The sequence below is a fragment of the Streptomyces sp. NPDC005963 genome (assembly GCF_040638655.1).
Lineage (GTDB): Bacteria > Actinomycetota > Actinomycetes > Streptomycetales > Streptomycetaceae > Streptomyces.
Genome location: NZ_JBEXVD010000032.1, coordinates 49,590 through 61,665, shown reverse-complemented (window position 1 = coordinate 61,665; position 12,076 = coordinate 49,590). Strand labels below are relative to the sequence as shown.

Here is a 12,076-nt window from a genome sequence, read left to right as displayed (position 1 = left end):
GGGCGGGCACGGTGTTCCTTCCGTGTGAGGGAGTGGACCTCTCCTACGAGGAGCGCGGCGCGGGCGAACCGCTGCTGCTCATCCACGGCAGCGGGGCGCAGGCCGCCACCTGGGACGGTGTCGCCGACGACATCGCTGCGGCCGGTCACCGGGTCATCGCCTACGACCGGCGCGGCTACGGCGCTTCGACCCACCGTCCGGTGCGCGACCACCGCCGTCACGTGGCCGACGCGGCGGCCGTCCTGGAACGGGTCGCCAAAGCTCCGGCGACGGTGGTCGGCTGGAGCTCGGGCGCCAACATCGCGCTGGCTTTGACGGTCTCCCGGCCCGATCTGGTCCGTCGGCTGATCGTCGTGGAACCTCCGCTGCACGGCACCCGGTTGGCGACGCCGGCCCTGCTGACCGCCGTGGCCCGGACCAAGTGGCTCCAATTGCGGGGGCGCCCGGAGGAGGGTGCCGCGCACTTCTTCCGCTGGGCCGCCGGCCCGTCCTTCGACACCGCGCCGGCGGACGAGCGGGGCCGGCTGCTGGCCCATGCGCGTGTGGTGCTGACGGAGCTGGACCCACATCCGTACGGCGTGATGTTCGAGCATCTGTCGCTGCGCCGCATCGGCGCCATTCGCGTCCCCGTCACCTTTCTGATCGGCACGAACAGCGATCCGCTGTTCGCCCTGGTGCACCGGCGGCTGGTCCGCGCGCTGCCCGGGATCCGCACCGAGGTGATCCCCGGCGCCGGCCATCTGGTGCACGTCGACGCCCCGGAAGCCTTCACGGCCGCCGTCCTGCGGGCCACCGCGACGGCAGCCACCCGTATCCCCCGTGAACCGAACGACCAGGGAGCCCCCTGATGGATCTCCGTTACGACACCTTCTTCATCGGCGGCGCATGGGTACGCCCCAGCACCGACCGGGTGATCATTCCCATCGACGCCAGTACGGAGGAGCCGCTGGGCCGTGTCCCGGAGGGCGCGGCGGCCGACGTCGACGCGGCGGTGGCCGCCGCGCGGCGGGCCTTCGACGATCCGACGGGCTGGGCGACCTGGGAGGCTGCGCGCCGTGCCGGCGTGATGGAGCGGCTGGCCGAGGAGATCGACAAGCGGGCCGAAGGGTTCGTGGCCCGGGTGAGCGCCCAGAACGGAATGCCGGTGGCGGTGGCGCGGCAGTTGGAGATCGGGTACCCGAGCACCGTGCTGCGGTACTTCGCGGGTCTGGCCAGGGAGAGCGTCTTCACGGACACCCGCCCCGGTCTGCTGGGCGGTTCGGTGGAGGTCCGCCGGAATCCGGTCGGGGTCGTCGCGGCGATCGTGCCGTGGAACTTCCCGCAGGCCCTGGCCATGTTCAAGATCGCGCCCGCGATGGCGGCCGGATGCACGCTGGTGATCAAGCCATCGCCGGAGACGGTGCTCGACGCCTATCTGCTGGCGGAGGCCGTGGAGGCGGCCGGAGTGCCGGCCGGAGTGGTCAACATCGTTCCCGCCGGGCGGGAGGTCGGTGCGCATCTCGTCGCCCACCCCTCGGTGGACAAGGTCGCCTTCACCGGCTCCACCCTCGCCGGCCGGGCGATCGCCGAGACCTGCGGGCGGCTGCTGCGTCCGGTCACCCTGGAGTTGGGCGGCAAGTCGGCGGCGATCGTGCTGGACGACGCGGACCTGGACCTCTCGACGATCGGGGCGGGCCTGTTCGGCTCCACCCTGCTCAACAACGGACAGACCTGTTTCCTCGGCACCCGCGTGCTCGCGCCCCGCGCCCGGTACGCCGAAGTGGTGGACGCCTTCACCGCACTGGCCGAGTCGCTCCGGGTGGGCCCGGCAGCCGACCCGGAGACCCGGATAGGCCCGCTGGCCACCGCCCGTCAGCGGGAGCGCGTCGAGTCCGCCGTCGCGGCGGGCCGCACCTCGGGGGCCCGGGTGACCACGGGCGGGGCCCGGCCGAAGGAGCTGGACCGGGGCTGGTTCTTCGAGCCGACGGTCTTCGCCGACGTCGACAACGGCTCCTTCATCGCCCGGGAGGAGGTCTTCGGACCGGTGCTCTCGCTGATCCCCTACGACGGCGTCGACGACGCCGTCCGGATCGCCAACGACTCCGACTTCGGGCTCGGCGGCACGGTGTGGACCGCCGACCCGGCCCGGGGTGCCGAGGTCGCCCGCCGCGTCCGGACCGGCACCATCGGCGTCAACCGCTACATCCCCGACCCGGCCGCGCCGTTCGGCGGCGTCAAGTCCAGTGGTCTCGGCCGTGAGTTGGGCCCGGAGGGTCTGACCGCGTACCAGCAGTTCCAGAGCATCTATCTCTGACGGCGCGCCCGCCCGGACACCGGGGCCGGTCGTCGCGGCTCGACCGCACGGCCGGCCCCGGCCTCTTTCCGGGCCCATGTCCTCGGGTCCTGGGCGCACGAGGCCAAGCCCCTCAGCGGTAGTACACGGCGGTGGGCCGGCCGTCGACCTCGTGGACCTGCACAGGGGTGTCGAACACATCGGTGAGCACCTCGGGTCGCATCATCGCCCCGACCGTGTCGGACGCCGCGACCCTGCCGTCGCGCAGGGCGATGATCCGGTCGGAGTACGCGGCGGCGAAGTTGATGTCGTGGACGATGAGGACCACGGTCTTGCCGAGTTCGTCGGCCGCCCGACGCAGCTGGGCCATCATCCGCACCGAGTGCTTCATGTCCAGGTTGTTGAGGGGCTCGTCCAGGAGTACGTACCGGGTGTCCTGGGCCAGCACCATCGCCACGTAGGCGCGCTGGCGCTGGCCGCCGGAGAGTTGGTCGAGGTAGCGGTGCTGGAGGTCGCCGAGGTGGAGGAAGTCCAGTGCCTCGTCGACATGGGCCCGGTCCTCGCGCGTCAGACGGCCGCGGCTGTGCGGGAAACGGCCGAAGGAGACCAGTTCGCGGACCGTCACACGGGCGGTGAAGTGGTTCTCCTGCCGGAGGATGGAGAGCGTACGGGCCACGTCCTGGGACGGCGCCCGGTGGACGTCGAGACCGTCGACGACCACCGTCCCGGAGGTCGGCTCGACCAGGCGCCCCATGATGGTCAGCAGGGTCGACTTCCCCGCCCCGTTGGGGCCGACGAGCGAGGTGATCCCGCCCGCCGGAATCCTCCCGGACACCGGGCCCAGGACGGTGGTGTCGCCGTAGGTCTTGTGGATGCCGGTGAACTCGATCACAGGCTGCCCTTCCTGAGGAGATGGACGAGGAAGACCGCCCCGCCGAGGAACTCGATGACGACGGTGAGCATTCCGGAGGCGTAGAAGACGTGTTCCATGACGAACTGGCCGCCGACCAGCGTGAGCAGGCCGATGAGGAACGCCATGGGCAGGACGACGACATGCCGGTGGGTGCCCGCCATCTGGTAGGCGAGCATCGCGGTGACGAAGCCGAAGAAGGTCATGGGGCCTGCGAGCGCGGTCGACATCGCGATCAGCAGGGCCACCGCCAGCAGCATCACGGTCAGTTCGCGCTTGTGGGCGATGCCGAGATTGGTGGCGGTTTCCCTGCCCAGAAGGAGGGCGTCCAGCCGGTACCGACGGTGCCAGACCACGGCGCCGACGATCAGGCACACGGTCCCGGCGAGCGCGAGGTACGAGGGCTCGGCGCTGCTGAGCCGTCCGAAGAGCCTGGTCGACAGCACGTCGTACTCGGACGGCGAGAGCAGGCGCTGGAGGAAGTCCGACAGGCTGCGGAAGGCGAGACCCAGCACCACGCCGACCAGCAACAGCACATGGAGGTTACCGTTGCGACCGGAGAACAGCCAGCGGAACAGCAGCATCGTGAACCCGACCATGAGCAGGGTCTGGGTGACGAGCTTGGGCATCCCGTCCGTCACGGCGAGCACACCGCCGCCGAAGACCGCCACCATCAAGGTCTGCATCAGGATGTAGACGGCGTCGAAGCCCATGATCGACGGGGTGAGGAGACGGTTGTGGGTGATGGTCTGGAAGACCACGGTGCCCACCGCGTGGCAGAAGGCGACGATCACCATCGTGCCCAGAACGGTCAACCGCCGTTCGAAGGCGAACGCGAAGGACCCCTCGACGAAGAGGAACAGGAAGCAGAAGACGGCGACGGCGACGAGTCCTGCCGTCACGACCAGCCGCAAGGCCACCGGAAGGCCCTTGCGGGGCGGCAGCGCGCCCGCGGCGGCGTCCGGGTTCCGTGGTGCGACGGCTCTCGGCGCAGAAGTCTCAGACATGGGCCCTCCCCCGCTGACGAAGGATCATCACGACGAACACCACCGCGCCGACCGCACCGAGCACCACGGTCGCCGGGATCTCCAACGGGAAGACGAGGAGCCTCCCGATGAGATCGCAGACGATCATCAGGGCGACACTGGCCAGCACCACCCAGGGGAGGTTGCTGCGGACGTCGTCCCCGCGCGCCATGGAGACGACGTTCGGCACGATCAGCCCCAGGAAGGGGATGAAGCCGACGACGACCGTGGTGACGCCCGTGGCCAGGGCGATCATGGTGAGCCCGATGAAGAGGATCCGGCGGTACGGCAGGCCCAGGCTGACGGCGGTGTCACGCCCGAGCCCGGCGATCGTGAAGCGGTCGGCCGCCACGTACAGACCGACGACGATGACCCCCACCACCCAGAGCGGCTCATAGTTGCCGCGGACCACCGAACTGAACCCGCCCGAGCGCCAGGTGGCGAGCAGTTGGAGCAGTTGCGTGGACGAGGCGATGTACATCGTCACCGAGCTGACGAGGGCGCCCAGCATGATGCCCACGATCGGCACGATGACCTGCGACTTCAGTGCGATCCGGCCGAGGACGACCAGGAAGACGAGTGCACCGGTGAAGGCGAAGAGGCTGGCGGCGCCCATCTTCACCAAGGGGGACGCACCCGGGATGAGGATGGTGAGCAGCAGCACCCCCAACGCGGCCCATTCGCTGGTGCCGGTGGTGGTCGGCTCGACGAAGCGGTTCTGTACGAGCATCTGCATGATCACACCGGAGACGGCCATGGCCGCCGCGGCGAGGATCAGCGCGAGCGTGCGCGGCACCCGGGAGATGAAGAACATTTCACGGGCATCGGGATCCGTGAACAGGGAGCGCAGGTCGATGTCGTAGCCGCCGACGAAGAGGGAGGCGATGACCAGGGCCAGCACGACGAGGGCTGCCGGCACGAGCGTGAATCGGCGCATGGGACTTCCGGGACGGATGGGACGTGCGGCCCCGGCTCACGCCGGGGCCGGACGGAGGTGGAAGTGTCAGCCGGCCGCGGTGAAGGCGGTCGCAACCGCGCTGAAGGCGTCGGTGTACGCCTGTGCGCCCTCGGTCAGGTAGAAGTCGTTGGCCAGGTAGATGACCTGGTCCTGCTGGCGGAAGGTGGTCTTCTCCCACGCTTCCATGCCATTCACGATCTTCTTGGCGGCGACGGGCTCGGAACCGTCCTCGGTGCCCACGGCGGCGTCCCGGTCCAGCAGGATCACCCAGTCGGGGTTGAGCTTGGCGATCGTCTCGGGAGCGAGGCCCGAGTTGTCGTGGACGGACGTGCTCTTCTCGCCCTCGGCGCTGAGCACGTTCTTCAGGTTCAGGGGTTCGGTGAGGCGCCCGATCCGGCTCGCGCCGTTGGCGATCTTCCCGGCGCTGGAGACGCCGAGGAACACCTTCTCGCCCTGAGTCGCGGCAGCCGCCGAGGCCTTGGCCTTCTCCAGGGCGTCGACGATCCCCTTGGCCTTCTCCTCCTGGCCGAAGATCTTGCCGAGCGTCTCGGTCTGCGACTTCAGGGCGTTGACGTATCCACCCGCGGCCTCGTCGGACGGGGCGACGTCGATCGTGTCAGCGATCTTGGCCAGCTTGTCGTGGTGCTCGGCGAACCGGTAGCCACCGATGATCAGGTCGGGCTCACTGGCATTGACCGATTCGAGCTTGGGCTCGTGGTGGGTGCCCGCATCCTTGATTGAAGAATCGTTTTTCCAATCGTCGAAGCCCTCATTCGGCAACAGACCCTTGGGCACCGCGACCGGCTTGACGCCGAACGCCTTCAACGTCACGAAGGAGGTGCTGTCGAGCGCGACGACCCGAGCGGGCTCCTTGGGGACCGCAACATCACCCTTGGCCGTGGCGACCGTGATCTCACCCTTGCTCTTGGCCTTGCCCGCATCCGAGGCGGAACCGGACTCCCCGCAGGCACTCAGCAGGAGACCCGCACCCAGGACCGCACTGGTCGCAATGACGGCTTGACGAAAACGGACGGAACGCACGGCGGATGACTCCTAGGACTTGCGGGCGCACACCACCGCAGGGCGATGAGGCGCGAAGAACTCGAACTTTGCTTAGCCTAACCTAACCCGCTTCTCGCCCTTCCTCTGCGGGCCCCATGACCCCGCGGTTCGCTGAAGCCGGATCGGCAGCCCTGGGATAGCGTTTCTCGTGGCGGGTCGGCATCCGAACCCGCCACTATCCGCACCGGCATGCGCGGTGGCCATCGCGCACGGGTGGGGTGGGATCGGACGACACCCCAGCACAGGAGGCACGCCATGGGGTCGGCTCCCGAGTTCCGTGTGCGCCGCGTCTACGACCCGCCGGAACCGGCCGACGGCCAACGGATCCTGGTGGACCGTCTCTGGCCGCGCGGCCTGTCCAAAGAACGGGCCGCCGTGGACGCATGGCTGAAGGACCTGACGCCCTCGGGTGACCTCCGCTCCGCCTACCACGCAGGGCAGTTGGACTTCGCCACCTTCCGGGCCCGCTACCAGGAGGAACTGGCCGAGCCCGAGGCCGTAGCGGCGGTCGAGCGACTCCTCGGCCTCGCCCGCACATTCACCGTCACCCTCGTCACCGCCGTCAAGGAACCGGAACACAGCCACGTCCCGGTCCTCGTCGACCACCTCCAACGGCAACCACACGAACCGGGCCGCTGAACCCGGGCGTCACACCGGCCCGGCTCCGGACTCACGCACGCTCCGTCATGGCTATCCCTCCCGCAGTGGCACCCACATCCCACCGCACCTGTGACGACGACAGCCACTGCCTGGGCACAACTCCAGGATCATTTGCCGGACATCCCTTAACCTCACCCCATGTCTCTCACCGTTGATCAATTGACCGGGTATGTGGATCGCGATCTCCGCGGCGACCTGGCGCGTTGGTTCCCCAACGAGTCGCAGGTCGACATTCCGGCGTCGACCCGCCCAGTTGAACCATTCCTCACCAGACTCCCGGCCAACGCCGCAACCGCGTTGGCGGGCTTCGACCGCATGGTTCGCTCGGGATGCTTGCCGCAGTGCCTCGACATCTACGACTGGTCGTACGCCTTCGACTTCGAGGCCAACGACTGCCAAATCCTCGACTCCGACTACGAGACAGAGCTGTCCGACAGCGATGTGTGGTCCATAGGCGCCGACGGAGGAGGCAACTACTACGTGGTACTCACCAACGGTCGGGTGGCGGTGTGGTTCCACGAGGAAGAGGTCATCGAAGCGGGCACGCAGTTCGACAATCTGGACGTGTTCCTCTGGTCGATCGTCCGCTACCACGCCATACGCGCCGGCGTCCTCGACCTGGCAACGGTCGAGGCAGACTTCCACTCCCTCGGGCAACCCGGGATGCTGGCCCCGGAGGTCGGACTGCTCGCCACACTGACCTGACCCCGGAAGCCGGGTACTCAACCCCGGTACGTCTCCAGCAGCCGCAACCAAACCTCGCTGATCGTGGGATAGGCGGGCACGGCGTGCCAGAGGCGGTCGATGGGCACTTCCGCGACGACGGCCACCGTCGCCGAGTGGAGAAGTTCGCCCACGCCGGGACCGACGAACGTGACACCGAGCAGGATCTCCCGGTCCAGGTCCACGATCATGCGGGCCCGGCCTCGGTAACCGTCCGCGTAGAGTGCGGCGCCTGCCACCGAGCCGATCTCGTAGTCGACAGCGCGCACCCGATGACCTGCGGCTTCCGCCTCCGCGAGGGAGAGGCCCACGGCAGCTGCCTCCGGTTCGGTGAAGACCACCTGCGGTACGGCGAACCGGTCGGCGCTCGCGCTGTGCGCGCCCCAACGGTCGGTTTCCAGCAGGGGCACGCCCTGGGCCCGCGCGAGGATGGCCGCTCCTGCGATCCGGGCCTGGTACTTGCCCTGATGGGTGAGGAGGGCACGGTGGTTGACGTCGCCCACCGCATAGAGCCAGTCGCTGCCCTCCACTCGGCAACTGTCGTCCACCGACAGCCAGGAGCCCGGCTCCAGGCCCACGGTGTCCAGTCCCAGGTCCTCGGTACGCGGTGCCCTGCCGGTGGCGAAGAGGACCTCGTCGGCCTCGATGCGTTCACCGCCCTCGACCACGACGGTCACCGGGCCGGTGCCGCCCTCGCGCTCCACCGCGATCACCCCGGTGTTCATCAGCACACGCGCGCCGGCCTCGCTCAGCGCGTCCGCGACATGCGCCCCCACGAAGGGTTCCATCCGGGGAAGCAGCAGGTCACCGCGCGCCACCACGGTGACCTGGGAGCCGAGTGCCTGCCAGGCGGTCGCCATCTCGACGCCCACGACCCCGCCACCCACGACGACCAGGCGGGCCGGCACCTCGGTGGCGCTCGTCGCCTCGCGGCTGGTCCAGGGCTTGGCGGCCACCAGACCCGGTAGGTCGGGCAGCAGGGCTCGACTGCCCGTGCACACCGCCACGGCGTGTCGCGCCGTGAGCACGCGGCGCTGCGAGTCGGGCCCTTCGACCACGACCTGCTTGGGGCCCTGGAGCCGGCCCTGGCCGCGATAGAGATGGGCTCCGGTGGATTCCAGCCAGGAAACCTGGCCGTCGTCCTTCCAGTGGGACACCTCCTCGTCACGGTGAGCCAGGACCGCAGCCGCGTCGAGCGGTCCCTGCACCGACTGTCGCAGTCCTGGCACCCGGCGGGCCTCCGCCCGGGCGATCACCGGCCGTAGCAGCGCCTTGCTGGGCATGCACGCCCAGTACGAGCACTCGCCCCCGACCAGCTCGCTCTCCACGACCGCCGTGCTCAGGCCCCCGGCCCGTAGCCGGTCCGCCACGTTCTCCCCGGTGGGCCCTGCGCCCAGCACCACGACGTCGTACTCCACAGGTTCGGTCGTCATAGGGACAGTCTGGTGCCGGGTGTGGCTCCTGGCCACACGGGCAGGGGGTGGAATAGCGCGCCCCCGGGATCGGTTGTGCGGGGCGAGCCCACCGTATCCATCCGAGAGGTAAGAAATCATGAGCACTGTCGAGCTCACCAAGGAGAACTTCGACCAGGTGGTGTCGGAGAACGACTTCGTCCTGATCGATTTCTGGGCTTCGTGGTGCGGCCCTTGCCGGCAGTTCGCGCCCGTGTACGAGGGGGCGGCCGAGCGTCACCCCGACCTGGTCTTCGCCAAGGTCGACACCGAGGCGCAGCAGGAGTTGGCAGCGGCCTTCGACATCCGTTCCATCCCGACGCTGATGATCGTGCGCGAGAACATCGCGGTCTTCGCCCAGCCGGGCGCGCTGCCCGAGGCTGCGCTGGAGGACGTGATCGGTCAGGCACGCGGGCTTGACATGGATGAGGTGCGCAAGTCCGTGGAGGACGCGCAGGCCAAGGCGGCGGCTGCGGGCGAGGGCTCCGGCGCCACTGCGTGAGGCCGGTTGGGCGGCTGCGGGCTCGGGTCCGCAGCCGCCCACGCGCGGGTCACCGCAGTCAGGGTCGTCAGTGCCGCGTCGTGGGGATTGCCCGTGCGGACAGGCCGTAGTCCAACTCGGCACCGTCCACCAGCAGGGCCTCGACCGTTTGGGTGGCGGGGTCGATGTCGGCGACGACACCGTGGCCGGCGTACCGCGGATACCCGGAGGCTCCCCGCTCGCCGGTGACGGTGACGACAGCGGCACGGATCGCGGCCGTGGCGAGGTCGGCGTTCGCCAGGCCGGTGACGTGTTCCGGCACGATCAGGATCTCAAAGCGTTGCGGATGTGCTCCGCTGTCAGCCGCGTTCATGGAGCCGACGCTAGGCACCCGGGCGCGGCTGCGCATGTCGTCCTTCCGGCCGTCGATCTTCCTCCTGGCCCTGCTGGACGTGCCGGGCCTCGTCCGACCTCGTTTCGGTAGGTGCTAGCTGGACTCCCGATGGACCGCTCGTGCTCCCATCACCCAGTGCGTCCCCGGTCGGGAATCCGGCTCGCGGACGGCCCGGTCGACGAGTTCGGCCAATTGATGTCCTGTGATCATGTCGAGGTGCACCGTGCTGAGCCGCGGTCTGAGCAGCCTCCCGAGCAGGAGGTCGTCCGCTCCGATGACCGCGGTTTCGCGGGGGATGTCGATGCCCCGGTCCTGGAGCGCACGCATCAGCAGCATGGCGTAGTCGTCGTTGTAGGCGTACACCGCGTCGAGATCAAGCGTGCGCCAGCGGGCGGCCAGTTCGGTCGCCGATTCCTCGTCGTACGACAGTGGCAGCGGCTCGATCCGTGCCCCGCTGCCCGCTATCGCCTCGCGGGCGCCCTCGATGCGGTGTCGGGCGAGGGCGTCGAGCCCGGGTTCGCGCGGGAGCACGACGCCGATGGCGCGCCGGCCTCGTTGGAGGAGATGGGTCGCCGCGCAACGGCCGATGCCGCTCTGGTCGATGACGAGTGAGTGCGCACCGTCGACGGTTGCGGGGGCGAGGGTGATGACCGCCTTGGCGCCCGAACGACGGAGCAGCCCGACGCCCTGTGGTGTGAGTCCCGCCTCCCCCAGGGCCACCACCGCGACGGGTCGCAACTCCGCCCAGGCCCGGACCGCTTCGCCACCGTCGAGACCGAGACTGTCGTACTGGACCACCGTGTAGTCCAGGCGCCGCAACGCCCCTTGGAGTTCCTGGAGGAACCGACCGTGCAAGGGCCCCGCCGGAAAGGCGGCCGTGGGCAGCAGGACCATTCGGGTGTGACCGGCCCGCAGACTGCGCGCGGCGGCATGGGGGACGTAACCCAACTCTTCGGCTGCCGCACGGACCCGGCGTCGGGTCGCGTCGCTGATGCGCACGGCCGAGGCGTTGTTGAGGACGTAGGAGACGGTGGCCCGGGAGACTCCCGCTAACCGGGCGACATCGGCGCTGGTGGGAACGGAGTGCTCTGCGGACTGCTTGGGTGTCTGGCTCATCGCCCTGGGCATCTTTCCAGAACATCCTTTCAGATGTGACGGCGGATGGCTGGAATCAAACTCCCCGCGGAGTGCGGTCGGGGTGGGCCCGGACGGGGTGCTGGTGCGGCGTGAGGGCCCGGTGCCACTCGACGGGCCATCGGTCGGACTCAACGGCGACGGGTCCGGGGGGCGGTCCCTTCGGCAGCAGGGCGTCACGGAGTCGTCGAGCGGTGGGGGCGGTTGCCATGGCTAAGCGAAGGGGGGTGACGGTCGTCTCTTCCGCCTCTTCGAAGCGGTGTCGGCCGCCGGGCCCGTCCCCGGCGGGCCTACCGTGGCGGGGTGAGTCTTCTTCCGCGTCTCGTCCGTTGGTTCCGTTCGTCCACCGCCTCACGGCCGGTGCCTCCCGTTGCATCGGCGCCCCCGTCGGTACCGGGTCGAACGGGTCGGTCGGCCACCACGGAGGCCGATCCGGCTTCCGTCGGTCGGGTCCGTACCGCGTACGCACCCGATCGTGACGGCGATCCCGACCCGGGGGAGGTCGTCTGGACGTGGGTGCCCTATGAGGAGGGCGACGGGCGGGGCAAGGACCGTCCCGTGCTGATCGTGGCGCGGGAGCGGACCGGCACTCTCCTGGCGGTACAACTGTCCAGCAAACCGCACGATCGGGACCGGGACTGGGTGCCGATCGGTGCGGGCCCGTGGGACGGTGCGGGACGACCGTCCTGGGTCGGTTTGGAGCGGGTGCTCAGGGTGCATCCGGACGGGATGCGCCGTGAGGCGTCCGCGTTGGACCGGTCGCGGTTCGATCGGGTGGTGGCCGAACTGCGCGAGCGCTACGGCTGGAGCTGACGGCGGGGTGGGAAAGGTCCCGGCGAAGGTCGCGGGATCGTTGCGCAGGCCGCCCCCGGCTCGCCACACCGACCGTTGATGTCCGGCCACCGGCGCTGGTGACGTGGTGACCTGCCGCGACGATCTCGCTCGTTCGTTGGGCAACGGCCCGGGACCGAGCACCGTGGTGCCAGGCGTGGAGGACCCGTAACGC

General features: G+C 69.6%; 13 protein-coding genes. 6 read left to right on the top strand and 7 right to left on the bottom strand.

All coding sequences use genetic code 11. From position 1 onward, the window contains the following. Positions 1-11: 11 nt before the first annotated feature. Positions 12-848 carry an alpha/beta hydrolase gene (locus ABZ348_RS30205; RefSeq protein WP_358938416.1) on the top strand — a complete coding sequence of 279 codons (837 nt, stop codon included), beginning with the start codon at positions 12-14 and terminating at the stop codon, positions 846-848. Continuing rightward, positions 848-2,293 carry an aldehyde dehydrogenase gene (locus ABZ348_RS30200; RefSeq protein WP_358938414.1) on the top strand — a complete coding sequence of 482 codons (1,446 nt, stop codon included), beginning with the start codon at positions 848-850 and terminating at the stop codon, positions 2,291-2,293. The genes ABZ348_RS30205 and ABZ348_RS30200 overlap by 1 nt, the downstream gene beginning before the upstream one ends. 112 nt (positions 2,294-2,405) lie before the next feature. Here the strand turns inward: ABZ348_RS30200 and ABZ348_RS30195 are convergent, their stop codons facing one another. From ABZ348_RS30195 to ABZ348_RS30180, 4 genes are all read right to left on the bottom strand, one after another. Further along, a complete protein-coding gene (locus ABZ348_RS30195; protein ID WP_358938412.1) occupies positions 2,406-3,164 on the bottom strand; it encodes an ATP-binding cassette domain-containing protein in 759 nt (252 codons plus the stop codon). Continuing rightward, on the bottom strand, positions 3,161-4,189 hold the full coding sequence (locus ABZ348_RS30190; RefSeq protein WP_358938410.1) for an iron chelate uptake ABC transporter family permease subunit: 1,029 nt from the start codon (positions 4,187-4,189) through the stop codon (positions 3,161-3,163). The genes ABZ348_RS30195 and ABZ348_RS30190 overlap by 4 nt, the downstream gene beginning before the upstream one ends. After that, positions 4,182-5,144: an iron chelate uptake ABC transporter family permease subunit gene (locus ABZ348_RS30185; protein ID WP_358938408.1), complete on the bottom strand. Its 963-nt coding sequence runs from the start codon at positions 5,142-5,144 to the stop codon at positions 4,182-4,184. Before ABZ348_RS30185 ends, ABZ348_RS30190 begins: the two co-directional genes overlap by 8 nt. A gap of 66 nt (positions 5,145-5,210) precedes the next feature. Continuing rightward, the gene (locus ABZ348_RS30180; protein ID WP_358938406.1) at positions 5,211-6,206 is read right to left on the bottom strand and encodes an ABC transporter substrate-binding protein; all 996 of its coding nucleotides are present in this window, start codon (positions 6,204-6,206) and stop codon (positions 5,211-5,213) included. Between the two features lie 276 nt (positions 6,207-6,482). Between ABZ348_RS30180 and ABZ348_RS30175 the strand changes: the two genes are divergently transcribed. Together ABZ348_RS30175 and ABZ348_RS30170 are read left to right on the top strand one after the other, a co-directional pair. After that, a complete protein-coding gene (locus tag ABZ348_RS30175; RefSeq protein ID WP_358938404.1) occupies positions 6,483-6,866 on the top strand; it encodes a DUF488 family protein in 384 nt (127 codons plus the stop codon). Between the two features lie 159 nt (positions 6,867-7,025). After that, positions 7,026-7,592 carry a hypothetical protein gene (locus tag ABZ348_RS30170; protein ID WP_358938402.1) on the top strand — a complete coding sequence of 189 codons (567 nt, stop codon included), beginning with the start codon at positions 7,026-7,028 and terminating at the stop codon, positions 7,590-7,592. A 17-nt stretch (positions 7,593-7,609) separates the two neighbouring features. On the opposite strand, the gene ABZ348_RS30165 is transcribed toward ABZ348_RS30170, so the two are convergent. Beyond that, positions 7,610-9,043, bottom strand: coding sequence for an NAD(P)/FAD-dependent oxidoreductase (locus ABZ348_RS30165; protein ID WP_358938400.1), 1,434 nt, complete (start codon positions 9,041-9,043; stop codon positions 7,610-7,612). 118 nt (positions 9,044-9,161) lie between these two features. On the opposite strand from ABZ348_RS30165, the gene trxA reads away from it, so the two are divergent. Further along, positions 9,162-9,563 carry a thioredoxin gene (gene trxA, locus ABZ348_RS30160; RefSeq protein ID WP_358938398.1) on the top strand — a complete coding sequence of 134 codons (402 nt, stop codon included), beginning with the start codon at positions 9,162-9,164 and terminating at the stop codon, positions 9,561-9,563. Positions 9,564-9,630: 67 nt separating this feature from the next. Here the strand turns inward: trxA and ABZ348_RS30155 are convergent, their stop codons facing one another. Both ABZ348_RS30155 and ABZ348_RS30150 read right to left on the bottom strand, forming a co-directional pair. Beyond that, positions 9,631-9,915 carry a hypothetical protein gene (locus ABZ348_RS30155; RefSeq protein ID WP_358938396.1) on the bottom strand — a complete coding sequence of 95 codons (285 nt, stop codon included), beginning with the start codon at positions 9,913-9,915 and terminating at the stop codon, positions 9,631-9,633. A 114-nt stretch (positions 9,916-10,029) separates the two neighbouring features. Next, positions 10,030-11,052: a LacI family DNA-binding transcriptional regulator gene (locus ABZ348_RS30150; protein ID WP_358938394.1), complete on the bottom strand. Its 1,023-nt coding sequence runs from the start codon at positions 11,050-11,052 to the stop codon at positions 10,030-10,032. A gap of 378 nt (positions 11,053-11,430) precedes the next feature. Between ABZ348_RS30150 and ABZ348_RS30145 the strand changes: the two genes are divergently transcribed. Next, positions 11,431-11,883 (top strand): type II toxin-antitoxin system PemK/MazF family toxin, encoded by a 453-nt coding sequence (locus ABZ348_RS30145; RefSeq protein ID WP_358938444.1) that lies wholly within the window; start codon positions 11,431-11,433, stop codon positions 11,881-11,883. The last annotated feature ends 193 nt before the right edge of the window (positions 11,884-12,076 follow it).

Coding starts and splice junctions, on each gene's coding strand:
- ABZ348_RS30190 (WP_358938410.1), bottom strand. CDS start 4,189: ATGTCTGAGACTTCTGCGCCGAGAGCCGTCGCACCACGGAACCCGGAC.
- ABZ348_RS30185 (WP_358938408.1), bottom strand. CDS start 5,144: ATGCGCCGATTCACGCTCGTGCCGGCAGCCCTCGTCGTGCTGGCCCTG.
- ABZ348_RS30165 (WP_358938400.1), bottom strand. CDS start 9,043: ATGACGACCGAACCTGTGGAGTACGACGTCGTGGTGCTGGGCGCAGGG.
- trxA (WP_358938398.1), top strand. CDS start 9,162: ATGAGCACTGTCGAGCTCACCAAGGAGAACTTCGACCAGGTGGTGTCG.
- ABZ348_RS30155 (WP_358938396.1), bottom strand. CDS start 9,915: ATGAACGCGGCTGACAGCGGAGCACATCCGCAACGCTTTGAGATCCTG.
- ABZ348_RS30200 (WP_358938414.1), top strand. CDS start 848: ATGGATCTCCGTTACGACACCTTCTTCATCGGCGGCGCATGGGTACGC.
- ABZ348_RS30175 (WP_358938404.1), top strand. CDS start 6,483: ATGGGGTCGGCTCCCGAGTTCCGTGTGCGCCGCGTCTACGACCCGCCG.
- ABZ348_RS30170 (WP_358938402.1), top strand. CDS start 7,026: ATGTCTCTCACCGTTGATCAATTGACCGGGTATGTGGATCGCGATCTC.
- ABZ348_RS30150 (WP_358938394.1), bottom strand. CDS start 11,052: ATGAGCCAGACACCCAAGCAGTCCGCAGAGCACTCCGTTCCCACCAGC.